At 62.3% G+C, this 22863-nt stretch carries 24 protein-coding genes; 11 read left to right on the plus strand and 13 right to left on the minus strand.

What is annotated here, in order from left to right:
* The first annotated feature begins 3 nt into the window (after window positions 1-3).
* The gene (locus NKH04_RS20855) at window positions 4-645 is read left to right on the plus strand and encodes a Pr6Pr family membrane protein (RefSeq protein WP_352501588.1); all 642 of its coding nucleotides are present in this window, start codon (window positions 4-6) and stop codon (window positions 643-645) included.
* 26 nt (window positions 646-671) lie between these two features.
* Here NKH04_RS20855 and NKH04_RS20860 read toward each other — a convergent pair whose 3' ends face one another.
* On the minus strand, window positions 672-917 hold the full coding sequence (locus NKH04_RS20860; RefSeq protein ID WP_352449398.1) for a DUF1127 domain-containing protein: 246 nt from the start codon (window positions 915-917) through the stop codon (window positions 672-674).
* A gap of 93 nt (window positions 918-1010) precedes the next feature.
* On the opposite strand from NKH04_RS20860, the gene NKH04_RS20865 reads away from it, so the two are divergent.
* The 4 genes from NKH04_RS20865 to NKH04_RS20880 all read left to right on the plus strand — a co-directional run bounded on the left by NKH04_RS20865 (window position 1011) and on the right by NKH04_RS20880 (window position 5883).
* A complete protein-coding gene (locus tag NKH04_RS20865) occupies window positions 1011-2423 on the plus strand; it encodes an aminotransferase-like domain-containing protein (protein ID WP_353044858.1) in 1413 nt (470 codons plus the stop codon).
* 148 nt (window positions 2424-2571) lie between these two features.
* The gene (gene purL / locus NKH04_RS20870) at window positions 2572-4809 is read left to right on the plus strand and encodes a phosphoribosylformylglycinamidine synthase subunit PurL (protein WP_353044859.1); all 2238 of its coding nucleotides are present in this window, start codon (window positions 2572-2574) and stop codon (window positions 4807-4809) included.
* An 85-nt stretch (window positions 4810-4894) separates the two neighbouring features.
* A complete protein-coding gene (locus tag NKH04_RS20875; RefSeq protein WP_023674714.1) occupies window positions 4895-5128 on the plus strand; it encodes a BolA/IbaG family iron-sulfur metabolism protein in 234 nt (77 codons plus the stop codon).
* Window positions 5129-5148: 20 nt separating this feature from the next.
* The gene (locus NKH04_RS20880; RefSeq protein WP_352541435.1) at window positions 5149-5883 is read left to right on the plus strand and encodes a class I SAM-dependent methyltransferase; all 735 of its coding nucleotides are present in this window, start codon (window positions 5149-5151) and stop codon (window positions 5881-5883) included.
* 2 nt (window positions 5884-5885) lie between these two features.
* Here the strand turns inward: NKH04_RS20880 and NKH04_RS20885 are convergent, their stop codons facing one another.
* Window positions 5886-6680 carry a phosphodiester glycosidase family protein gene (locus tag NKH04_RS20885; protein ID WP_352474643.1) on the minus strand — a complete coding sequence of 265 codons (795 nt, stop codon included), beginning with the start codon at window positions 6678-6680 and terminating at the stop codon, window positions 5886-5888.
* A 163-nt stretch (window positions 6681-6843) separates the two neighbouring features.
* Here NKH04_RS20885 and grxD point away from each other — a divergent pair, with 163 nt between their 5' ends.
* Both grxD and NKH04_RS20895 read left to right on the plus strand, forming a co-directional pair.
* Window positions 6844-7179, plus strand: a complete 336-nt coding sequence (gene grxD, locus NKH04_RS20890; protein WP_023674712.1) for a Grx4 family monothiol glutaredoxin — start codon at window positions 6844-6846, stop codon at window positions 7177-7179.
* Between the two features lie 207 nt (window positions 7180-7386).
* On the plus strand, window positions 7387-8586 hold the full coding sequence (locus NKH04_RS20895; RefSeq protein WP_502893744.1) for a multidrug effflux MFS transporter: 1200 nt from the start codon (window positions 7387-7389) through the stop codon (window positions 8584-8586).
* Between the two features lie 18 nt (window positions 8587-8604).
* On the opposite strand, the gene NKH04_RS20900 is transcribed toward NKH04_RS20895, so the two are convergent.
* From NKH04_RS20900 to rpsD, 4 genes are all read right to left on the minus strand, one after another.
* A complete protein-coding gene (locus tag NKH04_RS20900; RefSeq protein WP_352501584.1) occupies window positions 8605-9012 on the minus strand; it encodes a UCP034077 family protein in 408 nt (135 codons plus the stop codon).
* Window positions 9013-9062: 50 nt separating this feature from the next.
* Window positions 9063-9890, minus strand: coding sequence for an inositol monophosphatase family protein (locus tag NKH04_RS20905; protein WP_352819660.1), 828 nt, complete (start codon window positions 9888-9890; stop codon window positions 9063-9065).
* On the minus strand, window positions 9880-10767 hold the full coding sequence (ttcA, locus tag NKH04_RS20910; protein ID WP_352474638.1) for a tRNA 2-thiocytidine(32) synthetase TtcA: 888 nt from the start codon (window positions 10765-10767) through the stop codon (window positions 9880-9882). The genes NKH04_RS20905 and ttcA overlap by 11 nt, the downstream gene beginning before the upstream one ends.
* A gap of 152 nt (window positions 10768-10919) precedes the next feature.
* Window positions 10920-11537, minus strand: a complete 618-nt coding sequence (gene rpsD, locus NKH04_RS20915) for a 30S ribosomal protein S4 (protein WP_023717376.1) — start codon at window positions 11535-11537, stop codon at window positions 10920-10922.
* A 380-nt stretch (window positions 11538-11917) separates the two neighbouring features.
* On the opposite strand from rpsD, the gene NKH04_RS20920 reads away from it, so the two are divergent.
* Window positions 11918-12130, plus strand: a complete 213-nt coding sequence (locus NKH04_RS20920) for a hypothetical protein (RefSeq protein ID WP_023674706.1) — start codon at window positions 11918-11920, stop codon at window positions 12128-12130.
* A gap of 90 nt (window positions 12131-12220) precedes the next feature.
* Here the strand turns inward: NKH04_RS20920 and NKH04_RS20925 are convergent, their stop codons facing one another.
* From NKH04_RS20925 to NKH04_RS20940, 4 genes are all read right to left on the minus strand, one after another.
* Window positions 12221-12409 carry a DUF3008 family protein gene (locus tag NKH04_RS20925; protein WP_023674705.1) on the minus strand — a complete coding sequence of 63 codons (189 nt, stop codon included), beginning with the start codon at window positions 12407-12409 and terminating at the stop codon, window positions 12221-12223.
* A 76-nt stretch (window positions 12410-12485) separates the two neighbouring features.
* Window positions 12486-13298: a glutamate racemase gene (gene murI / locus NKH04_RS20930; RefSeq protein ID WP_353044860.1), complete on the minus strand. Its 813-nt coding sequence runs from the start codon at window positions 13296-13298 to the stop codon at window positions 12486-12488.
* A 140-nt stretch (window positions 13299-13438) separates the two neighbouring features.
* Window positions 13439-14083 (minus strand): DUF805 domain-containing protein, encoded by a 645-nt coding sequence (locus NKH04_RS20935; protein ID WP_353044861.1) that lies wholly within the window; start codon window positions 14081-14083, stop codon window positions 13439-13441.
* 80 nt (window positions 14084-14163) lie between these two features.
* Window positions 14164-15030 carry an RNA methyltransferase gene (locus NKH04_RS20940; RefSeq protein ID WP_352681941.1) on the minus strand — a complete coding sequence of 289 codons (867 nt, stop codon included), beginning with the start codon at window positions 15028-15030 and terminating at the stop codon, window positions 14164-14166.
* Window positions 15031-15236: 206 nt separating this feature from the next.
* Here NKH04_RS20940 and NKH04_RS20945 point away from each other — a divergent pair, with 206 nt between their 5' ends.
* Genes NKH04_RS20945 through NKH04_RS20955 form a run of 3 tightly spaced genes read left to right on the plus strand, consistent with a single transcriptional unit; the run spans window position 15237 to window position 17677 of the window.
* Entirely contained in the window at window positions 15237-16448 is a 1212-nt protein-coding gene (locus NKH04_RS20945; protein WP_353044862.1) for an NADP-dependent isocitrate dehydrogenase, read from the plus strand.
* 11 nt (window positions 16449-16459) lie between these two features.
* A complete protein-coding gene (locus tag NKH04_RS20950; protein ID WP_352681943.1) occupies window positions 16460-17080 on the plus strand; it encodes a glutathione S-transferase family protein in 621 nt (206 codons plus the stop codon).
* A 15-nt stretch (window positions 17081-17095) separates the two neighbouring features.
* Window positions 17096-17677 carry a demethoxyubiquinone hydroxylase family protein gene (locus NKH04_RS20955; protein ID WP_353044863.1) on the plus strand — a complete coding sequence of 194 codons (582 nt, stop codon included), beginning with the start codon at window positions 17096-17098 and terminating at the stop codon, window positions 17675-17677.
* Window positions 17678-17811: 134 nt separating this feature from the next.
* Here NKH04_RS20955 and NKH04_RS20960 read toward each other — a convergent pair whose 3' ends face one another.
* The 3 genes from NKH04_RS20960 to recA all read right to left on the minus strand — a co-directional run bounded on the left by NKH04_RS20960 (window position 17812) and on the right by recA (window position 22694).
* Complete coding sequence (locus NKH04_RS20960; RefSeq protein ID WP_352932893.1) at window positions 17812-18606, minus strand: PhzF family phenazine biosynthesis protein; 795 nt, start codon at window positions 18604-18606, stop codon at window positions 17812-17814.
* A 64-nt stretch (window positions 18607-18670) separates the two neighbouring features.
* Window positions 18671-21337 carry an alanine--tRNA ligase gene (alaS, locus tag NKH04_RS20965; RefSeq protein ID WP_352918670.1) on the minus strand — a complete coding sequence of 889 codons (2667 nt, stop codon included), beginning with the start codon at window positions 21335-21337 and terminating at the stop codon, window positions 18671-18673.
* Window positions 21338-21596: 259 nt separating this feature from the next.
* Window positions 21597-22694, minus strand: coding sequence for a recombinase RecA (gene recA, locus NKH04_RS20970; protein WP_023674696.1), 1098 nt, complete (start codon window positions 22692-22694; stop codon window positions 21597-21599).
* Window positions 22695-22863 lie beyond the last annotated feature (169 nt).

Consider the following 22863-nt stretch of genomic DNA (forward strand, 5'->3'; position numbering starts at 1 on the left):
CCAATGGGTCGCGTGCTGCAGATCGCCGGTCTGGTCGTCGGCCTGGCCGGGCTCGTCCTGCAGCTCTGCATCACCGTCCCGGCATCAATGGAAGCCGGCCGCGGCTTTGCCGGCTCGCTGGTCTTCTATTTCAGCTTCTTCACCATCCTGACCAACATCGGCGCGGTGCTCGTCCATGCCTCGTTGCTGTCGTCGACGGGTTATGCATGGTTTCCGGCCTTTTCCGCGCCACGGATGCGGGCGGGCGTAGCCGTCGCCATAACGCTGGTCCTCATCGTTTATGCAACGGTCCTGGCGCAGCTTTGGCAGCCGCAAGGGCTGTTCCTGCTCTGCGATGTGCTCCTGCACTATGTGACGCCGGTGTTGTTCGTGCTGTGGTGGCTTGTGGCAGGCGCCGACGGCTCGACGCGGTGGCGCGACATCTCCTGGTGGATGATCTATCCGATCGCCTATCTGGCCTACGCGCTGCTGCGGGCGCCGATTGCCGGTGAAGTGCCCTACCCGTTCCTCGATCTCGCCAAGAACGGCGCGACCAGCGTCGCCGTCTCGGCTCTGGCCATCACTGGGCTCTTTCTGATGCTGTGCATTGTGGCGGTGCTTGTGGACCACGGTGTCACGCGGATCAGGGCGGCGGGCGTCCGCTAAAGCGCGATAGCGCCCCGTCGAACTCCTCAGTCCCAGAACGGCCTCAGACCTTCACGATGGGCATCGCAGCGTGAAATGCCGATATCCTTGAGCTGGGCGTCGGTCATCTCGAGCAGGACCAGCCGACTGCGGCGGCGATCCAGCAGGCTGTCGATCCATCGGACGAATGACGTGACCACTTGCACGAGCCCGCGAACATAGGATCTCCGGCCCGACGAGCGGCTTCCGGTCAATTCAACTGCCGCGTAGCGGATTGTCTCTATTGTACCCATTTTCTTTCTGCCAAGATTGCAATTGTGCCTTTTCGTACGGCCCGCTCCATATGTATTGACTCTCATTTCGGTGCAATGTAGAAAATTGTCACCATGACAACTTGGCTTCCAGACCTGACCGCCGGCACCGGCCCGCTCTATCAGCGGCTTGCCGATTCCATCGAGACGGACATCGACCGCGGCTTGATCGGCGCAGGGGCAAAGCTGCCGCCGCAGCGCGATCTGGCATACGACATCGGCACGACCGTCGGCACCGTCGGCAGGGCGTATCAATTGCTGCGCGAGCGGGGATTGGTCAGCGGCGAGGTCGGCCGCGGAACCTATGTTCTCGCTCAACAGTCGGAGAGCGCAAAGCCGGATTTCCTGGGGCCGGTCGAACAAGGCACGCGCTATATGGATGCGCCCGGCGACAAGCTGCGCTTCGATAGCACCGCCGCACCGGACGTCGGCCAGGGTGCCATCGTCGCCGACGTGTTGACACGCACGGCGCAAGACCATCCGCATGAGATTTCAAGCTATACGCGTGATTTCCCGGACCGCTGGTTCGAAGCCGGCAGGCGCTGGCTGTCGCGCAATTCCTATCGCCCGGCGACGGATGCAATCGTTCCCACGCTCGGCACCCACGCCGCGGTGATGGCAACCATTGCGGGGCTCACCGCCCCCGGCGACTATGTCGTCTTCGAGCACCTCACCTATTCGCAGATCTCGCGCAGTGCCGGCCTGATCGGTCGCCGGACCGCACTGGTGGCGACTGACGACGAGGGCATCGATCCGCAGGATTTCGAGCGCGTCTGCGCACAAAAGCACCCGAAGATGATGTTTTTGATGCCGACGGCCAAGAACCCGACGCTGACAACGCTGTCGGCATCGCGCCGCGAGGCAATCGCGCATGTCGCCCGTCAATATAACGTCGTCCTGATCGAGGACGATCTCTATGGCGGACTGACCGATGACCCAACGCCTTTAATGGCCGAATATGCTCCCGAACGAACCATCGTTGCCGGCGGCCTGTCGAAATCGGTTGCGGCGGGTGTTCGCGGCGGCTGGCTCGCTTGCCCGCCGGCCTATCGTCACCGCATCCGGGTTGCCCACAAGATGATGACGGGCGGCCTGCCCTTTCTGCTGGCGGAGGTGGGCAGCCGGCTGGTGCTGTCCGGTCAGGCCGCTGAGGTGCGCAAGCGCAGCATTGCCGAGATCGGTGCGCGCATCGCGATCGTGCGCGAGACACTCGACGGCTTCGATTTCAAGGCGCTGGATAACGTGCCGTTCGTCTGGCTCACTTTGCCGGACCCATGGCTTTCCGGCACTTTCAAGCAGGCCTGCCTCGAACATGGCGTGCTCATCGACGACGAGGACGAGTTCAAGGCAGGGCGTTCCGAACAGGCCTTTCACGGCGTACGGTTTGGCATCTCGCAACCGCGGCAGCGGGACGATATCGCGCACGGCGTCGCGGTAATCCGGCGGCTTCTGGACGAGGGCCGCGCCGGCTACGACAGCTTTTCCTGAACCGGCTTGAAACCGGCGGGTCGAGTGGCGATCTTTCGCTACTTGCGGTCAGCTGTTGCTTTCCATCGTTTTAGTCATCCAACGGGGTGTATCGGCTGCAACGCTTGCGATAAGACGGGACTCGATCTCAAGGACACAATTGCCGATCATGACCATTTCCAATTCCGTGCCGATCACTCCTGAACTCATTGCCGCGCACGGGCTGAAGCCCGACGAGTACCAGCGCATCCTCGACCTGGTCGGGCGCGAACCGAGCTTTACCGAACTTGGTATTTTTTCGGCGATGTGGAACGAGCATTGTTCCTACAAATCCTCGAAGAAGTGGCTGCGCACGCTGCCGACCACCGGGCCGCAAGTCATCCAGGGCCCGGGCGAGAATGCCGGCGTGGTCGACATCGGCGACGGCGACTGCGTCGTCTTCAAGATGGAGAGCCATAACCACCCCTCCTATATCGAGCCCTATCAGGGAGCTGCGACCGGCGTCGGCGGCATCCTGCGCGATGTCTTCACCATGGGCGCGCGGCCGATCGCGGCGATGAACGCGCTACGCTTCGGCGCGCCGGACCATCCCAAAACCAGGCACCTCGTTGCCGGCGTCGTTTCCGGCGTCGGCGGCTATGGCAATTCCTTCGGCGTGCCGACGGTCGGCGGCGAGGTCAATTTCGACGCCCGCTACAATGGCAACATCCTGGTCAATGCCTTTGCGGCGGGGCTTGCCAAGACTGATGCGATCTTCCTGTCGGAAGCCAAGGGTGTTGGCCTGCCGGTGGTCTATCTCGGCGCCAAGACCGGGCGCGACGGTGTCGGCGGCGCCACCATGGCCTCGGCCGAGTTCGACGACAAGATCGACGAGAAGCGGCCCACCGTGCAGGTTGGCGATCCGTTCACCGAAAAATGCCTGCTCGAAGCCTGCCTCGAACTGATGGCGTCCGGCGCCGTTATCGCCATCCAGGACATGGGTGCCGCCGGCCTCACCTGCTCGGCAGTCGAAATGGGCGCCAAGGGCGACCTCGGCATCGAGCTCGATCTCGACAAGGTGCCGGTGCGTGAAGAGCGCATGAGCGCCTATGAGATGATGCTTTCGGAGAGCCAAGAGCGCATGCTAATGGTGCTGCGCCCCGAAAAGGAAAAACAGGCCGAGGCGATCTTCCACAAATGGGGCCTCGACTTTGCCATCGTCGGCAAGACCACCGACGATCTGCGCTTCCGCGTGCTGCACCAGGGCGACGAGGTCGCCAACCTGCCGATCAAGGATCTCGGCGATCAAGCGCCGGAATATGACCGTCCCTGGGTCGATCCGAAGAAGCCGGCGCCGCTGGCCGGCGATGCACCGCAAGCCGATGTGGCCGACGCACTGCTCAAGCTGCTGAGCGGACCAGACCTTTCCTCGCGCCGCTGGGTCTGGGAGCAGTACGACACGCTTATCCAGGGTAATTCCCTGCAGCTTCCCGGCGGCGACGCCGGTGTCGTGCGCGTCGATGGCCACCCGACCAAGGCGCTCGCCTTCTCCTCCGACGTGACGCCGCGCTATTGCGAGGCCGACCCTTACGAGGGCGGCAAGCAGGCGGTTGCCGAATCCTGGCGCAATCTTACCGCCACCGGCGCTCTGCCGCTCGCGGCCACCGACAACCTCAATTTCGGCAATCCGGAACGGCCGGAGATCATGGGCCAGCTGGTTGGTGCTGTGAAAGGCATCGGCGATGCCTGCCGGGCGCTTGGCTTTCCGATCGTCTCCGGCAACGTCTCCCTCTATAATGAGACCAACGGACAGGGCATCCTGCCGACACCAACCATCGGCGGCGTCGGTCTGATTGCCGACTGGTCGAAAATGGTGCGCATCGGCTTTGCCGCCGAAGGCCAGATGATCGTGCTGGTCGGCGCGCCGACGATATGGGGCTCGCATCTTGGCCAGTCGGTCTATATGCGCGACATCTTTGGCCGCGCCGACGGCCCGCCGCCGCCGGTCGATCTCGGCCACGAGAAGCGGGTCGGCGACCATGTGCGGGCACTGATCGCCTCCGGTGTCGTTACCGCGGCGCATGACGTTTCCGATGGCGGCATCGCGGTAGCGCTGGCCGAGATGGCGATGGCCTCCGGCATCGGCGCGACCATCCCCGGCCTGATCGGCACAGATCCAATCCCCGTCTGGTTCGGCGAGGACCAGGGCCGCTATCTCTTGACGCTGTCGATCGACCCGCAGAGCGAGCAATGGGACGCCATTCGCGAACAACAAAACAAGCTCGGCGTTTTTGCGCCGTGGATCGGCTCGACCGGCGGCAGCGACCTGAAGCTGGGCGAGGCGCGTGCGATACCGGTCAGCGAATTGACCGCCGCCCACGAATCCTGGTTCCCTCGCTTCATGGCAAATGAGGTCGTGGACCCGTGATGTGATCGAGTGGGCTCTTTCCCTGTGGTTCATCCGCCATTTCGACCATATCTATGAGATCACGACCTGAACAAGGAATCCTCATATGGCAATGGACGCCCACGACATCGAACGGCTGATCAAGGAAGGCATTCCCGACGCCAAGGTGACGATTCGCGACCTGGCCGGCGACGGCGACCATTATGCGGCTGAGGTTGTGGCCGAAAGCTTTCGCGGGAAAAGCCGGGTCCAGCAGCACCAGATGGTCTATGACGCGCTGAAGGGCAATATGGGCGGCGTGTTGCACGCGCTTGCCCTGCAGACCAGCGTGCCGGACTAATTCTACGCAAGCGGGAAGTCATGGCCAAAGGCGACAGCGATCCGGTTGCAGTCAGTGCCTATGCTTCCTTCGCCGAGCGCTATGACGCGCTGGCGCCGATCAAGCCGCACAACGCTCTTTATGAACGGCCAGCCTCGCTGGAGTTGCTGGGCGACGTGACGGGTCTGAACATACTGGACGCCGGTTGCGGCTCCGGTATCTGCTCGGAAAAGCTGGCTGGCTCAGGTGCGCGGGTAAGTGCCTTCGACATTACGCCGGAAATGCTGGCTCTGGCACGTCAGCGATGCGCTGGGCTCGATGTCGATATCCGGCTTGGCAACCTCGAAAGGGCTCTCGACTGGCTCGCGGATGGCAGTTTCGACCGAATACTTTGCTCGCTGGCGCTCGACTATGTCGAAAAACTGGAGCCGGTATTCGCTGAGTTTCATCGCGTGGCCTGCCCGGGCGGCTGGCTGGTGTTCTCTATGGGCCATCCAATGCGCGACTGGCAGGACACGCGCACGCGCGGGACGAAAACCTATTTTGAAACGAATCGCTGGGGCATGTATTGGGGAGGTTTTGGGGAGCCCAAGCCCTATGTCGAATCCTATCGCAGGCCGCTCGGCGATATCCTCAACGGGCTTGCCGACACAGGCTGGACGCTCGATCGTTTCGTCGAGCCGGTTCCCGCGCCCGAGATGGAAATGGTCGACTCCAGGCATTTTGCCGAACTGAGTTTGGCGCCGGCATTCATATGCGTACGTGCGCATAAATAAATTCACCTTTTCGCCGACACGGCGATGATCGGCCCGACCGGATAGCTTCCACCCACAATCATCCGCTCGCCGTTCGACAGCGCCGAAACGACCCCGTCGAAGAAAAGCGCGTTGGGACAATTGAGCGCATCTCGAAACAGTCGCGCGAAGCTGCCGAGGCTGACCTCAGAGCGCGAGATCGCCAGCACGACAGTGTTTTCGTCACGCACGCCGATGCCATTGCGGATATAGCGCGATGTGCCGTTTTGCTCGAAGCGGGGATGAAGCCGGCCGTCGATCACCAGCATCGGGCCGGATTGCGTGGCAAACATCACGTCCAGTCTGGTCGCAGCATAGGCGCTTGTCTCCATGACCGCCGCCTTGCCGTCCTTCCGGACCAGGAAGACGCCATTCGGTTTCAGGAAGAAATTCCCTTCGCTGTCGGCGACGTTGATCGGCGCCTTCTCCCGGCCGTCTTCGACGAGAAGGCCGACCGGAGTCAGGTCTTGGTGATACATGCCGGCGTTCATGGCGAGCAGCACCGGCCGGCCATGATCCGCCATCGCCTTGTCGAATTTGTCCAGTGAACCGAAAGCCTTGCCGTCAAGGCCTGCATGGAACACACCGATGTCATAGTGGCGCAGATCGATTTCGCAGACGACATAGGCGACCGCCTCGAAGCTCGCGTCGCGGCACGGCGCCGGTAATTCACCGCCGACGACGAGAGATGGCTGTCTCGGCGACCTGGCCCACCAGATCAAGGACAGTGCGGCGAACAGAACGGCGAGGAGGAACCCGGCGAGATATCGTCTTTTCATCGCGCCTCGGGAAAGATGGTGGCCAACGCTCTTGGCCCAAGATCAGACGTTCCTTTGCGCCATTTGCATGGCAAGGCGGCAAACATCTTGTTTCGCGCAACCCATGGGTTTATTTGAAGGGTAATGTTCGAGCCTGACTCCCACAGGCATGAAAGGGTATTCCATGAGCGGCATCAACGACTACATCGACAATGAAGTGAAGGGCAACGACGTCGTTCTCTTCATGAAGGGCACGCCCGGCTTCCCGCAATGCGGATTTTCCGGCCAGGTCGTGCAGATCCTCGACTATATCGGCGCCGACTATAAGGGCGTCGACGTGCTGACGTCGGCCGAACTGCGGCAAGGCATCAAGGACTATTCCAACTGGCCGACCATCCCGCAGCTCTACGTCAAGGGCGAGTTCGTCGGCGGCTGCGACATCATCCGCGAGATGTTCCAGGCGGGCGAATTGCAGACCTTCCTCGTCGAAAAGGGCGTCAGCGTCAAAGGCGCCGCCTGACTTCTGTTTCTGCGTATGACCTTCCGCCTGCGATTTTCGGGGGTCATGCGCTAAGCGCCGGGGCAGCCCCCACCTTGGCAAAAAGTTCTGCCCGCTATCGGGCAATCAACGAATGGATGCGTCGGCCAGCCGGCGCATTTTCGTTTGAGGATCGGACTGGCCTTGGATCAGCAAGCACAAGCGCAGCAAAAGGCAAGCACCTTGCCCATTCCGCGCTGGGAATTCATTGCGCTGTGCGCGGCGCTGATGGCGCTCAATTCGCTGGCAATCGACATTATTTTGCCGGCGCTGCAGCAGATCGGCGCTTCGCTTGGCATCGAAAATGAAAACCACCGGCAATATGTTGTCACCGCCTATATCCTTGGCTTTGGCGGCGGACAGCTGTTCTTCGGGCCGATCTCGGACCGCTTCGGGCGCCGCGCGCCGCTTGTCGCAGGGCTGGTGATCTACGTCCTGGCGGCCGGCGCTGCGGCAATCGCCCCGTCATTCGCCACGCTTCTGCTATGCCGGGCGGTGCAAGGCATCGGCGCGGCGGCGACGCGCGTCATTGCCGTCTCGATCGTGCGCGATACGTTCGACGGAAGGCGCATGGCCGAAGTCATGTCCTTGATCTTCATGGTGTTCATGGCCATTCCGGTGGTGGCGCCCGGTATCGGCCAGTTCATCATGCTGTTTGCGACCTGGCATGTGATCTTCGTCACCATGGCAGCCGGCGCGCTGATCGTGTCCGCCTGGTCGCTGCTGCGCCTGCCCGAGACACTACACCCCGAATATCGCCGGCCGCTGACGCTGTCCTCCATCATCGGCGGCTTCCGCATCGTTCTCACCAACCGCATCGCGCTCTGCTATGCCTTCGCCAGCACCTTCATCTTCGGCGCCATGTTCGGCTTCATCGCCTCGGCCCAGCAGATCTATGTCAGCGTGTTCAATGTCGGCGAGATGTTCCCCGTCATCTTCGCGGGGGTTGCCGGCGTACTTGCTTTTTCGAACTACCTCAACTCGCGCCTCGTCGGCCGCATCGGCATGCGCCGTCTGTCGCAAAGCGCGCTGCTGCTGTTTCTGGCCATCAGCCTTGCCTGGCTGGTCGTTTCCATCGAAATAAAGATGCCGCTCTGGCTCTTCATTACCTTCTTTGCCTGCGCCATGGTCCCGTTCGGCGCGCTTGGCGCGAACTTCAACGCGCTTGCCATGGAGCCGCTGGGGCACCTGGCCGGCACTGCGTCGTCGATCCTTGGGTTCATGCAGACATTTCTTGGCGGCATTCTCGGTACGCTGATCGGCCAAGCCTTCAACGGCACGGTGACGCCGCTGGCCGCCGGGTTCTGCAGCGTGTCGGTGGCGGCGCTGCTGATGATCCTGCTGGCCGAGCGCGGCAGACTGTTCCAGCCGCATAACCCGCCGGTTTAATGCACATTGCGCGTGCGCCTAGGATGCACCCTCACTGACCGCGGTGAAGCGGGGGAACAGCGTACGTCCTGCGATTGCTCCACCCATACTGTCCGAAACGGGCAGTGGAAGAGCCTTGTCGAGCGCCTCGAGGACGGAAGCCACGAAGGCCCGATTGAGCGGACCATCGTCCCCTAGATGGGAGTAAGTGGCGCGCGGCTTGCCGATAAGCGTGCCGTTTCGGCGAATTGAGAACTGCAGCGTCAGGGTCATGCCCGCGGTTCCGGGCGGCGGCTTCCAACAGGCGAAGATCGCGGAGAACATCTCGTCTATGGTGTCGACGGAGTCGGGACTGCGACATGCGCGTTCCCCAGCGCTTGCTTCATTGACACCGGCAACCAAGGCAAGGGCAAAGGCCGTTGCAACAATTGCGGACCGAGGTTTCATTCGAGGTCTCCGGTTTCGCACAGGATTGGACAACTTTTGGCAGCGAAGAGTTATTCCGCCCAGAGCTCGCGGCGCAGCTCCCGCCAGCTCTCCCGGTCCGGCGCGACCAGCAGGCCACCTCCGACATGCGACGGCAGATAGGCGCTGCCGTCGAAGCGCGCGGCATGGCCGCCCGCCTCCGCATGGATCAGCACGCCAGGCAGGTGATCCCAGGGCATCAGCTTGTTGTAGACGACGAAATGGCCGTGGCCGCTGGCCAGCAGGCGGTATTCGTGGGCGGCGCAGCGATAATTGAACTGCGATAGCGACTTGGTCTGGTTGCGCGCCAAACGTGAGCGGTCCGGCTCGAGCACGTAGTGCCATGAGACCGCACCGGTCATTTCCGACATCGGCGCCGGTTTGGCGACATGGACCTTTTCCAGATTGCCATGGGCATGGCGGATATGGCTGCCGGCGCCACTAACGCCGATCAGCCAATCCTTGCCGACGGGATCGTGGATGATGCCGGCGACCGTCTCGCCCTTGATCACGACGCCAAGCATGACGCCGAAAAGCGGCACGCCGGAGGCGAAGTTGAAGGTGCCGTCGACCGGGTCGATGACGAAGGCGAGTTCGGCATCGCCGAGACCGTCGAGCAGCGTCGGGTCGTCGGAGCAGGCCTCCTCGCCGACGATCATTGCGTGGGGATAACGCTGGCGCAGCCTGGCGGTGATGAGCCGTTCGGCATTGACGTCGGCCTCGGTGACGAGATCGGCGGCCGAGGTCTTGCGACGGACGTCGCCCTCGCTCAACCGGCGAAAGCGCGGCATGATCTCGGCGACGGCGGCTTCCGACAGAAGGTCGGCAAGCCAGTCGATCGCGCTATCGTCAAATGTCATCGGGACGCCTGGTGGTGAGGGTTTCGTTGAGGGCGGCGAAATCGAACAGCTTCCTGTCGAGCAGATGCGAACGCCGCACATTGGTCATGGCGCGGATCATCGTGTCCTTGCGGCCAGGCATGCGCTTCTCGATGTCGTCGAGCATCGCCTTCATGGCGTTGCGCTGCAGGCCTTCCTGGCTACCGCACAGATCGCACGGAATGATCGGGAATTTCATGGCGCCGGCGAATTTCTCGAGATCGGCTTCCGCACAATAGGCGAGCGGCCGCAGCACCATGACATCGCCTTCGTCGTTGAGCAGCTTCGGCGGCATGGCGGCAAGGCGTCCGCCATGGAACAGGTTCATGAAGAAGGTTTCCAGTATGTCCTCGCGGTGATGACCGAGCACCAGCGCCGAGCAGCCCTCCTCGCGGGCAATGCGATAGAGATGGCCGCGCCGCAGCCGCGAGCACAGCGAGCAATAGGTGCTGCCCTCGGCCAGCTTGTCGGTGACCACCGAATAGGTGTCCTGATATTCGATGCGATGCGGAATGGCATATCTATCGAGATAATCGGGCAATATGTGCTTGGGAAAGTTCGGCTGGCCCTGGTCGAGATTGCAGGCCAACAGCTCGACCGGCAGCAGCCCGCGCCATTTGAGATCGAGCAGCACGGCAAGCAGGCCGTAGGAATCCTTGCCGCCCGACAGAGCGATCAGCCAACGGTCGCCGGGTCTCACCATGGCGAAATCGTCGATCGCCTGGCGGGCAAGCCGCAACAGCCGTTTGCGCAGCTTGTTGAACTCGACGGAGGACGGCACATCGGCAAACAGCGGATGAAAGCCGCCTTCGGTGTCGGCGACCGGTTCGAGTGTTTCGGCGTCTGGCAGCATATTCATGGCGCGTCCGCCCCAAGATCCTGTTGCCGCCCGCAGTAGCGCATCGGACCGAAAACCGAAATCGATTTCGGATTCACGCCGCGGAAAAGGAACGAAAAAAGAAAGGCCGCCTCGACGGGCGGCCTTCGATTGTATCGCGACGAACGCGCCGATCAGCGCGAATAGAATTCGACGACCAGGTTCGGTTCCATCTGCACGGCAAACGGAACGTCCGCCAGGCCGGGGATGCGCGTGAAAGCCGCGGTCATCTTGTTGTGATCGGCCTCGATATAATCGGGCACGTCGCGCTCGGCCAGGCCCACCGATTCCAGCACGATGACCAGCTGCTTCGACTTCTCGCGCACTTCGATGACGTCGCCCGGCTTGCAGCGGTACGAGCCGATGTTGACGCGCTTGCCGTTGACGTTGACGTGGCCGTGATTGACGAACTGGCGCGCCGCAAAGATGGTCGGCACGAACTTGGCGCGGTAGACGACCGCGTCGAGGCGCGATTCGAGCAGGCCGATCAGGTTCTCCGAGGTGTCGCCCTTGCGGCGGTCCGCCTCTTCATAGACCTTGCGGAACTGCTTTTCCGACACGTCGCCATAGTGGCCCTTCAGCTTCTGCTTGGCGCGCAGCTGCAGGCCGAAATCGGAAAGCTTGCCTTTGCGACGCTGGCCATGCTGGCCGGGGCCGTATTCACGCTTGTTGACCGGGGACTTCGGGCGGCCCCAGATGTTTTCGCCAAGACGGCGGTCGATCTTGTACTTCGCGGATTCGCGCTTGCTCATCGCATTCCCTTTCAAAACAATGCACCCGGAACCTCATGGTCCGGGTGAAGGAAACGCGCCCTCCTCTGGCCTCCGTTTTCGAGACCTGACAGGGTTTTCCACGCAACGCGACGGAAAACCCACGGGACACGTCATTTCAAGCAAGACATAAGGAAAGTAAAACCGGCTTCCCAAACGTCTCGCACACATAAAGAAAACCACCGGGCATTGCGGCCCGGTGTTGGTGGGCTGGTTAAACGGAGATTTAACCGCTGTCAAGCTTCCGGCTGGCGCGAATCGCCGAACCGGATAGTGTTACGGTTGTAGAACGTGCCGGATGTGGCGGGAGGTTGCGCCAGCGGCATCAGGAAGGGACTGAAGTCAGAGGAGCTGGAATTCGCATGAAGAAGTTCTTCCTTACGTTGGTAGGCGCCGCGGTGATGGCCGGCACGATGGCGGTCGCGCCCGAGCCGGCGCAGGCCCGGCATTGGCATGGGCACAGGCATCACCAGGTCTGCCGCATCGTGGTCAAGAAGAAGGTGGTGTGGCGGCACGGTCATCGCAAGGTGATCCGCTACAAAGTGCGGCGCTGCGGGTGGGGCTGGAACTGGTAATTTTCGTCCTCGCCCGTTGAGACTTCATGGCCCGCGGCTCAGCCGCGGGCCTTTTATTGACCGGCATCCGCCGTCAGAATGGCCAGTCGATCAGTGTTTCGACTTCTTTTCCGGCAGGCCCTTGCGCTTGGTCTCGGCGAATTCCTCGAGCTGTTTTTCGCTCATGGATTTATACATTCCCTTCGACGCGCCTTTGAGCGCGCCCTTCTTGGTCTCGCCGCGCTTGGCTGACAATGCCGCGCCGGCCGCTTTCTGCTGGGCTTTTGAGGTGGCTGGCATGATGGTTTCTCCCGTTTCCAATGAGAGGAAAACGCATTGTCCGGTGTGATGTTCCCAAAGCGAAAATTGCCTGCGATCAGGATATCGCCAGGCCAAATCCCTGCATCAGCCGGCGCGTCGGAAAATCGGCGCTGTTCGAGGTGAAGAATGCAAGGTCGGCGCCTTCCGGCAGTGCCTCTCTGCGATAGCGGGCCTCGGTATCGGCAAGCAGCGACAGCGCCCGGCGTGCGATCGCCTCGGCCGGGTCGAGCCAGTCGACCGGCCACGGTGCTGTCTTGCGCATGCGGTTGGCCAAAAACGGATAATGGGTGCAGGCAAGCACGACGATGTCGGTGCGCAGCCCGTCATGCTCGACGAAGCACGGCGCGATCTCGGCGCGCACGGCGTCCTCGTCGACAAAACCATCGCGCATATAGGCTTCGGCCAATGCAGCCAGCCTGTCGCTGCCGACCAGGCGGACGTGGCATTTCTGCGCCCATTTGCTGATCAGGTCGCGCGTGTACTGGCGCTTGACGGTGCCGGGCGTCGCCAGCACCGAAACCAGGCCTGAGCGCGTGCGTTCCGCCGCCGGCTTGATGGCCGGCACAGTGCCGACGAAAGGGTGGCCGGGAAACCGGTCGCGCAACGCATCGATGACCAGCGTCGAGGCGGTGTTGCAGGCGATGACCGAAATGGCCGGCGAAAACCGTTCGAGCAGCCTAGCGAACAACTCCAGGATATGTGTTCTCAGCGCCGGCTCCTCCCAGCCGCCGAAGGGGAACGCCGCGTCGTCGGCGACATAGATGAAGCGGCGGTCAGGCATCAGCACGCGCGCCTCACGCAGCACGGTGAGGCCGCCAATGCCGGAATCGAACATCAGGATCGGACGGGCGCTCGATGGATCGGTCATTGTCATTGAGTCACTAAGGGCTGGGAATCACAAACGAGATCACGGGGGAAGGCCCGGCCCATGCTTTCTGCTTCGGCCAATGATGCTTTATCCCGGCCGCCTCTATGTGGAACCATCATGGCCTTGATGCGGCGAGCCGGTCACACAAGGCCGCGCTTGCCGAAGCCGCCGGGCCGCGGCCGGCCGTTCGCCGGAGATGCAGGTTGAGATGCAGGGTGGTTCGACGGCACCGGCGCGGCCCGCGTGGCGTAGGCTGCAGCCAGGGCCGTCGCGCCGGTGGCTGACGCTGAATGGAGCGCGGCGGTGCCGCGCAGCGGCCCGGGCGGGTCGAAATCGTCGAAACTCAGGGATGACGCCATATCCGCAGAGCCACCGCCCGCCTGCTTGCCCGCCAAGATGACGGCCCACAGCCCGACAAGAGCTAATCCCAGCAGGTTAAGGCCGGAATGCGAATCTTCGCCGTCGAATTTTACGACAAGAACAGTGCCGGCCTGCAGGATCGCGAACAGCGTCGAGAACACGATATACGACCAAAGGATCCAACCCGACCCTTGCGCGTCGCGGCTTCGACGCCAGGCGAAATTCGCGCGGAACAGAACGATCACCAGCGAGGTAACGAGAACAGCCGCGGCCAGCCCTTCCCTGGAAGGACCGGGTTTCGAATTGGCCAAACCCTCGAAGCCGACGGTCCCCACGACGCACAGCACGAATGTCACGATTTCCGCAACCAGCAAGGCCGCGGAATAGAAGAAAAAGCGAAGACGCCCGATATTTGAATTGAACATCGAAAGGATCCATCGTTTTCCAGACAATGGATCACACCAAATAACATTCGGTTACTGGTGAGGTATGGGTCGTTCCGAGGCTAGTCTTTGTCTGTCGCCCTGCCAGCGCGCCGGGCCGCCGCCGGGAGCCGCCTTGGATCGTCGCCGGGCGATCCGTCGCCGCGCGGCATGGCCGGCGAGAACCTGTCCAGCGATGATAGTATGCCGCGCAGCACCTTGAGCTCCGGCTCAGCAAAGCCGGGGCGGGTCAGCACTGCACGCAAATTGTCGACCATCTTCGGCTTCTTCGCTGCCGGGCGGAAATAGCCGCGCGCCTCCAGTGCACCTTCCAGATACGCCAACAGGCCGTGCAATTCTTCCTTGGCAGCCGGCGGCATTTCGGGGCCGGAGAAGTTGGTCCTGGTCTCGTCTTCCAGGCCGGACTTCATCCATTCATAGGACATCAGCAGGGCAGCCTGGGCGATGTTGAGCGAGGAGAAGGCTGGATCGACGGGGAAAGTGACGATCTCGTCGGCAAGGCCGACCTCGTCATTATAGAGGCCGAAGCGCTCGCGGCCGAACAGGATGCCGGTGCGCTGGCCGGCCCGCTGCCGCGCGCGCAGCGCCCTGCCCGCCTCGACCGGACCGCGCACCGGCTTGAAATTGTCGCGCGCGCGCGCCGTGGTGGCGAAGACGAAGTTCAAATCGGCAATCGCCGAGGCGAGGTCATCGAACACCGTGACTGCATCGATGACGTGGTCGGCGCGGCTTGCGGCGGCACGCGCCTTCTCGCTCGGCCAGCCGTCGCGCGGATTGACGAGCCGCAGCTCGGTAAGGCCGAAATTGGCCATGGCGCGCGCAACCATGCCGATATTCTCGCCGAGCTGCGGCTCGACCAGGATGATCGCCGGTCCGGACGCTGGAGTTCCGGAGGCAAGAGGGGTGGCAGGATCCTGGGTAGCGGCCATGGTTGTCAGTGAACTGCTGTTTGCGGCATTTCGCAGTCCCCTGCCACATTTGGCGGCGAAAATGAAGCTTTCGCAAGGAATGCCGACACTACGGCGCGGTTCGCCGTTTGCGCGGCCAAAAAGCCTTTGATATACGGGCCGCATCCCAGGGCCGGCAGCCGTGCGGGCAAGGCCGTTCCGTTCCCCAAAAGTGAGGCATTCTTTCCATGGCGAAGATCAAGGTGGCGAACCCGGTCGTCGAACTCGACGGCGACGAGATGACCCGCATCATCTGGCAGTTCATCAAGGACATGCTGATCCACCCTTATCTCGACCTCAAGCTCGAATATTACGACCTCGGCATCGAGCACCGCGACGCCACCAACGACCAGGTGACCATCGATTCGGCCAATGCCATCAAGAAATACGGCGTCGGCGTGAAATGCGCGACGATCACGCCCGACGAGCAGCGCGTCGAGGAATTCAAGCTGAAGAAGATGTGGAAGTCGCCGAACGGCACCATCCGCAACATCCTCGGCGGCACCATCTTTCGCGAGCCGATCATCATGAAGAACGTGCCGCGGCTGGTGCCCGGCTGGACCAAGCCGATCATCGTCGGCCGCCACGCCTTCGGCGACCAGTACCGCGCCACCGACTTCCGCTTCCCCGGCAAGGGCAAGCTGACGATCAAATTCGTCGGCGAGGACGGCCAGGTGATCGAGCACGACGTCTTCGACGCACCCGGCGCCGGCGTCGCCATGGCCATGTACAATCTCGACGAATCGATCCGCGAATTCGCCCGCGCCTCCCTGAACTACGGCCTGCTGCGTAATTACCCCGTCTACCTCTCGACCAAGAACACCATCCTCAAAGCCTATGACGGACGCTTCAAGGACATCTTCCAGGAGGTCTACGAAGCGGAGTTCGAAGCAGAATTCAAAGCGAAGAAACTCTGGTACGAGCACCGGCTGATCGACGACATGGTGGCCTCGAGCCTGAAATGGTCGGGTGGCTATGTCTGGGCCTGCAAGAATTATGACGGCGACGTGCAGTCCGACACGGTGGCGCAAGGCTTCGGCTCGCTCGGCCTGATGACCTCGGTGCTGATGACGCCGGACGGCAAGACCGTCGAGGCGGAAGCCGCGCACGGCACCGTCACCCGCCACTATCGCCAGCACCAGAAGGGCGAGGAGACCTCGACCAATTCGATCGCCTCGATCTTTGCGTGGACGCGCGGCCTCGCGCACCGCGCCAAGCTCGACGACAATGCCGAACTGAGGCGCTTTGCCGAGACGCTGGAAAGGGTCTGCATCCAGACGGTCGAGTCCGGCTTCATGACCAAGGACCTGTCGCTGCTGATCGGCCCCGACCAGCCATGGCTTTCGACCACCGGCTTCCTCGACAAGATCGACGAGAATTTGCAGAAAGCGATGGCCTGAGCCCAACCGGCATGGGCAAGCCCGTCGTCTACGGCGCGGACTACAGCGTCTATGTACGCATCGTGCGGCTGGTGCTGGAGGAAAAGGGCGTCGGCTACGAGCTCGTGCCCGTCGACATCTTTGCCGCGGACGGCATTCCCGGCTGGTATTTCGAGCACCAGCCGTTCGGCCGCATCCCGGCCTTCGAGCATGACGGCTTTCGCCTCTACGAGACCGGCGCGATTGTCCGTTATGTCGACGAAGCCTTTGGCGGCCCGGCGCTGCAGCCGGTCGAAGCCCGGCCTCGAGCACGCCTTAACCAGATCACCGGCCTGCTCGACGCCTACGCCTACAGGACCATGGTCTGGGATGTCGCTGTCGAGCGGCTGGAAAAAACGTCGCCCGACGAAGCCGTGATCGCCAACGGGTTGCGGCAGGCAAGAACGGCATTGCAGGCGCTCTCCTCGCTGAAAGCCGAAGGGCCTTGGCTATTGGGAACGGACCTGACGCTGGCCGACCTGCACGCCGCACCGATCATCGGCTATTTCGTCAAGGTCGCCGAGGGACAAGCCCTGCTGGCCGAGTTTGCCGAGATCCAGAATTGGTGGACCCGCATTGCGGCGCGTGCGAGCGTTGCCGGCAGGCTGACTTAACTCTCGAGCGCATTCATGGCCAAGCTCTCTCACCAGGACGCACTGACGGTGGCCAGAATAGTCAGAATCAACCACGCCGGCGAGTACGGCGCGATCAGAATCTATTCGGCACAGATTCTTGTCGCGAAGCGTTTCTGGCCGGACTGCGTGCCGTCTTTGTCGGAGATGCTTGGGCACGAGCGCACCCATTGCGCGTCTTTCCATGCAGCCATGCCACTGCGAAATTCCCGACCGTGTCGCGTGATGCAATTCTGGAGCTGGGGCGGCTGGCTGCTGGGTTTCCTCACTGCCCTGCTCGGCCCGCAAGGCGTCTGGGCCTGCACCGCAGCTGTCGAAGCGGCGGTGCACCGCCATCTCGATGATCAGCTGTTCTTTCTCACCGGACGCGATCACGAGTTGCACGGCATCATCCTGTCCGTCCGCGAAGAAGAGCTTGCCCATCTCCGTCACGCCGAAGAGCTGCTGACCTCGCCTGGACCGTTGCTGAACCGCCTGCGCGCAGCGATCTCCGTTACCACCGACTGCCTGATTTGGCTGTCGACCTGGGGGGACTCGACGCGAATGACGCGTGCCCTGAAGGCATCAAGGCATCTCTGATGAGCGCTATGCCGTTCTAGCGCCGCCTCTTTGGGGCCACTGCCCTGCGCCATCGGGCCGCCGCCCGGCCCTAACGCCATACCGTGATCTGGACACCTGGCTCAGGCGAAGCAGCCACCGAATTGGCAAGCCGCTCAATCGGGAAGGTAGATCTCCGCCTTCATGAAGGTCTTCGCACGGCCTGTGATCAGCACGCGATCTCCGGCCAGTTCGCATAGCAAATGCCCGCCGCGCTGCGAGCATTGGAATGCCGACAGATGCATCTTGCCGAGTTTTTCAGACCAATAAGGCACCAGCGTCGCATGAATGGAGCCGGTTACCGGATCCTCGGGAATGCCCGCCCCAGGCACGAAGTAACGGGAGACGAAATCGTGGGCTCGCCCAGGCGCGGTAATAACCAGGCCGAGAGGATGAAAACGTCCGATCCTGAGCAGATCGGGAACGAAAGATCGCACGGTTGTCTCGTCGGCAAGCTCGACAATCAGGTTCTCGAAATTGCGGAAGCTCGCAACCGGCCGCTGAGGCAATATCGCTTGCAGCGCCGAGTTCAGCTCTTCCTCGACGGGCTGCGGCGGAAAACAAGGCAGATCGAGCTGATAGCCCCCTTCCCACCGGGAAACCCGCAGCTCGCCGACCCGGGTGGCGAAGGCCATTTCGCCCTGACCATTGTATTCCGTAGCCAGCACATGGGCGGCCGCAAGAGTGGCGTGGCCGCAGAAGTCGACCTCGTGGACCGGCGTGAACCAGCGCAAATCCCAACCTTTGCCATTCGGCCGCACAAACGCGGTTTCAGCAAGATTGTTTTCGTTGGCGATGGCCTGCATTACCTGCTCCGACAGCCATTCCTCTAAAAGGAGAACGGCGGCAGGGTTACCCTGGAAGGCCCGTTCGGCAAAGGCATCGACCTGATACATCGTCAGCGTCGGCATATCGGCCCTCAGAGATATCCACTGGGCGACGCGCCATTTCGGCCGTGCCGCCCCGGGTGCAGGTTCACGCCGCTTCGAGAGCCGCCTTCACCGCAGCGATCGCGTCTTCGGCCTTCGAGGCGTCCGGGCCGCCGGCCTGAGCCATATCGGGTCGCCCGCCGCCGCCCTGCCCGCCCAATGCCGCGGACGCGACGCGCACCAGATCGATGGCGCTGAAGCGGCCGGTCAGATCATCGGTGACGGCGACGACGACGCTTGCCTTGTTGTCCTCGCCGGCGCCGACAAAGACGACGATGCCGGAGCCGAGCGACTTCTTGCCGGCATCGGCCAACGGCTTAAGATCCTTTGGCGAGACGCCCGATACCGCCTTGCCGAGAAAACCGACACCGGCAATGGTTTCGTTTTCCGCCGGCACACCGGCTGGCGAGCGATCGCCCAGCGCCAGCTTCTTGCGCGCCTCTGTCAGCTCCTTTTCGAGCTTCTTGCGTTCGTCGAGCAGCGCCTCGACGCGGGCCGGCACATCGGCCGCCGAAATCCTCAGCGCTGCGGCGGCCGCCTTCAGCCGCTTGTCCTGTTCGTCGAGATGCTTTCTGGCCGCCTCGCCGGTCAACGCCTCGATGCGGCGCACGCCGGCAGCGACCGCGCTGTCGGACAGGATGCGCACCAAGCCGATATCGCCGGTCGCCCTGACATGCGTGCCGCCGCATAGCTCGACCGAATAAGGCCGGTTGGCCTTGGCGCCATGCAAGCCCGTGCCCATCGAAACGACGCGCACTTCATCGCCATATTTCTCGCCAAACAGCGCCATGGCGCCTTCGGCAATGGCGTCGTCGACAGACATCAGCCGCGTGGTTACAGGGCCGTTCTGAACGACGATCTCGTTTGCCATGCGCTCTACCTCTTCGAGCTCGTCAGGCGAGATCGGCTTGTTGTGGGAGATGTCGAAGCGCAGACGCTCGGGCGCAACCAGCGAGCCCTTCTGCGCCACATGGGTACCCAGCACCTCGCGCAGCGCCTCATGGATCAGATGCGTGGCGGAATGGTTAGCGCGCAGCCTGGAGCGGCGCGCGTGGTCCACCTTCAGCTCGACGGTCGCGCCTGTCTTGACCGTGCCGTTAGCCACCTTGCCGAGATGGACGAAAAGCCCATCGGCCTTCTTCTGGGTATCGGATATCTCGATCGAGAACCCGTCGCCCGAAATGACGCCGGTATCGCCCATCTGGCCACCGGACTCGCCATAGAACGGCGTCTGGTTGACAACCACGGCAACGGCGTCACCCTTGCCGGCGCTGTCGACGGTTTTGCCGTCCTTGACCAGCGCCTGGATGAGGCCTTCGGCCTGCTCGGTCTCATAACCCAGGAATTCGGTGGCGCCGGTCTCCTCACGCACCGCGAACCATATCGTCTCGGTTGCGGCCTCACCGGAACCAGCCCAGCTTTTGCGCGCCTCCGCCTTCTGCCGCTCCATCGCCTCGGTGAAGCCGGCAAGGTTGACCGAGATGTTGCGCTGGCGCAGCGCATCCTGCGTCAGATCGAGCGGAAAGCCATAGGTGTCGTAGAGCTTGAACGCTGTCTCGCCATCCAGCATGTCGCCGGAGGCCAGCTTTTCCGTCGCCTCGGAAAGCAAGCCCAAGCCGCGCACCAGCGTCTTGCGGAAACGAGTTTCCTCAAGCTTCAGCGTTTCGGTGATCATCTGTTCGCCGCGCACCAGTTCCGGGTAGGCTTGGCCCATCTCGCGGACCAGCGCCGGCACCAGGCGCCACATCAGCGGATCGTGGGCGCCGAGCAACTGCGCGTGGCGCATGGCGCGGCGCATGATGCGACGAAGCACGTAGCCGCGGCCTTCGTTGGACGGCAGCACGCCGTCGGCGACCAGGAAGCAGGACGAACGCAAATGGTCGGCGATGACGCGGAACGATGCGACGGTGCCCGCATCCGGACCTTTGCCAAGCGCCGACGACGCAGCGTCGATCAGGTGGCGGAACAGGTCGGTTTCGAAGACGCTTTCAACGCCTTGCAGGATGGATGCCATGCGCTCGAGGCCCATGCCTGTGTCGATCGACGGACGCGGCAGGTCGACGCGCTCGTCCTTCGTCACCTGTTCGTACTGCATGAACACCAGGTTCCAGAATTCAAGGAAACGGTCGCCATCCTCCTCGGGGCTGCCGGGAGGGCCGCCCCAGATATGCTCGCCGCGGTCGATGAATATCTCCGAACACGGCCCGCAAGGCCCGGTGTCGCCCATTGCCCAGAAATTGTCCGAAGTCGCGATGCGGATGATGCGATCGTCCGAAAGGCCGGCGATCTTCTTCCAGTACGAGGCCGCCTCGTCGTCGGTGTGGTAGACGGTGACCAGCAGCTTGTCCTTCTTCAGCCCGAACTCCCTGGTGATCAGGTTCCAGGCAAGCTCTATGGCCCGCTCCTTGAAATAGTCGCCGAAGGAGAAATTGCCGAGCATCTCGAAGAAGGTCAGGTGGCGCGCGGTGTAGCCGACATTGTCGAGGTCGTTGTGCTTGCCGCCGGCGCGAACACTCTTCTGGGCAGTCGTGGCGCGCGAATAGGGCCGCTTCTCCAGACCGGTGAAAACGTTCTTGAACTGCACCATGCCGGCATTGGTGAACATAAGCGTCGGGTCGTTGCGCGGCACCAGCGGGCTTGACGCGACGACCTCGTGACCTTCCTTGCGAAAATAGTCGAGAAATGCCGACCGGATCTCGTTGACGCCACTCATGAATACTGCCTTTTCGAGAGAACCGCCGGCTGCCGGCGGAAAATAGACATGGCCTTTTAGCGGTCGCACCGCAGCCTGTCCAGAAACACCAAATGGTCTCAAATCCCGGCTTTCACCAGCGCCTTGAAATGCGTCTGCCTCGCCGTCAAACGCGAACCGCCGGCCATGGGCCGGCGGTTCGAAACGCATCGATTACGCAAACTCAAAATCAAAACATCAAATCGAAACCTGGCTGAGGCTCAGCGAGGCGTCGCTTGCCCTACATCACCCCAGCGTCGTCCTCGAAACCGTCGTCGCTGCTTTCGGAGCCGCCGTTCTCAAGGAATTTCTCAGCAATCAGCCCGGCATTCTGCCGTAGCGCCAGCTCGATCTCGCGCGCCGTGTCGGGATTGTCGCGCAGGAACAGTTTTGCGTTTTCGCGGCCCTGGCCAAGACGCTGCGAATTGTAGGAGAACCAGGCGCCCGACTTTTCGACCACGCCCGCCTTGACGCCGAGATCGACCAGCTCGCCGGTCTTCGAGACGCCCTCGCCATACATGATGTCGAACTCGACCACCTTGAAGGGCGGCGCCAGCTTGTTCTTGACGACCTTGACGCGGGTCTGGTTGCCGACGACCTCGTCGCGATCCTTGACCGAGCCGATGCGGCGGATGTCGAGGCGGACCGAGGCATAGAATTTCAACGCATTGCCGCCGGTCGTCGTCTCGGGCGAACCGAACATGACGCCGATCTTCATGCGGATCTGGTTGATGAAGATGACCATGGTGTTGGAGCGCGAGATCGAGGCGGTGAGCTTGCGCAGTGCCTGGCTCATCAGGCGGGCCTGCAGACCGGGCAGCGAATCGCCCATCTCGCCTTCGATTTCCGCCCGCGGCGTCAACGCCGCCACCGAATCGACCACCAGCACGTCGATGGCGCCGGAGCGCACCAGCGTGTCGCAGATCTCCAGCGCCTGCTCGCCGGTATCGGGCTGCGAGATCAGCAGGTTTTCGAGATCGACGCCGAGCTTGCGGGCATAGACCGGGTCGAGCGCGTGCTCGGCATCGACGAAGGCGCAGATGCCGCCCTTCTTCTGGGCTTCGGCCACCGTGTGCAGCGCCAGCGTCGTCTTGCCCGAGCTTTCCGGCCCGTAGATCTCGACGATGCGGCCGCGCGGCAGGCCGCCGACGCCAAGCGCGATGTCCAGCCCAAGCGAGCCGGTCGGCACCGTTTCGATCTCGACGACCTGCTCGTTCGCGCCGAGCCGCATGATCGAGCCCTTGCCGAAGGCACGCTCGATTTGCGACAGCGCCGCATCCAGAGCCTTTGATTTGTCCACCGCTTTGTCCTCTACAAGCCGCAAAGAATTCTGAGCCATGATACATCACCCCGTGGTCGTCAATGGAGGCCGGACAATCCCGCAATCCTTAAAAGAATGTACCTCATTTGTTCTCATTTGTCAATGAGCACCAAGGGTTTGAAAAATAACGCATATCCCTATTTGTTCTATTTTTGTTTCGCAATTATTGCTTCCGATGCGTCTCGCC

Origin of the sequence: Mesorhizobium sp. M1365, assembly GCF_040317865.1 — a bacterium.
In the GTDB taxonomy this organism is placed as follows: Bacteria; Pseudomonadota; Alphaproteobacteria; order Rhizobiales; family Rhizobiaceae; genus Mesorhizobium.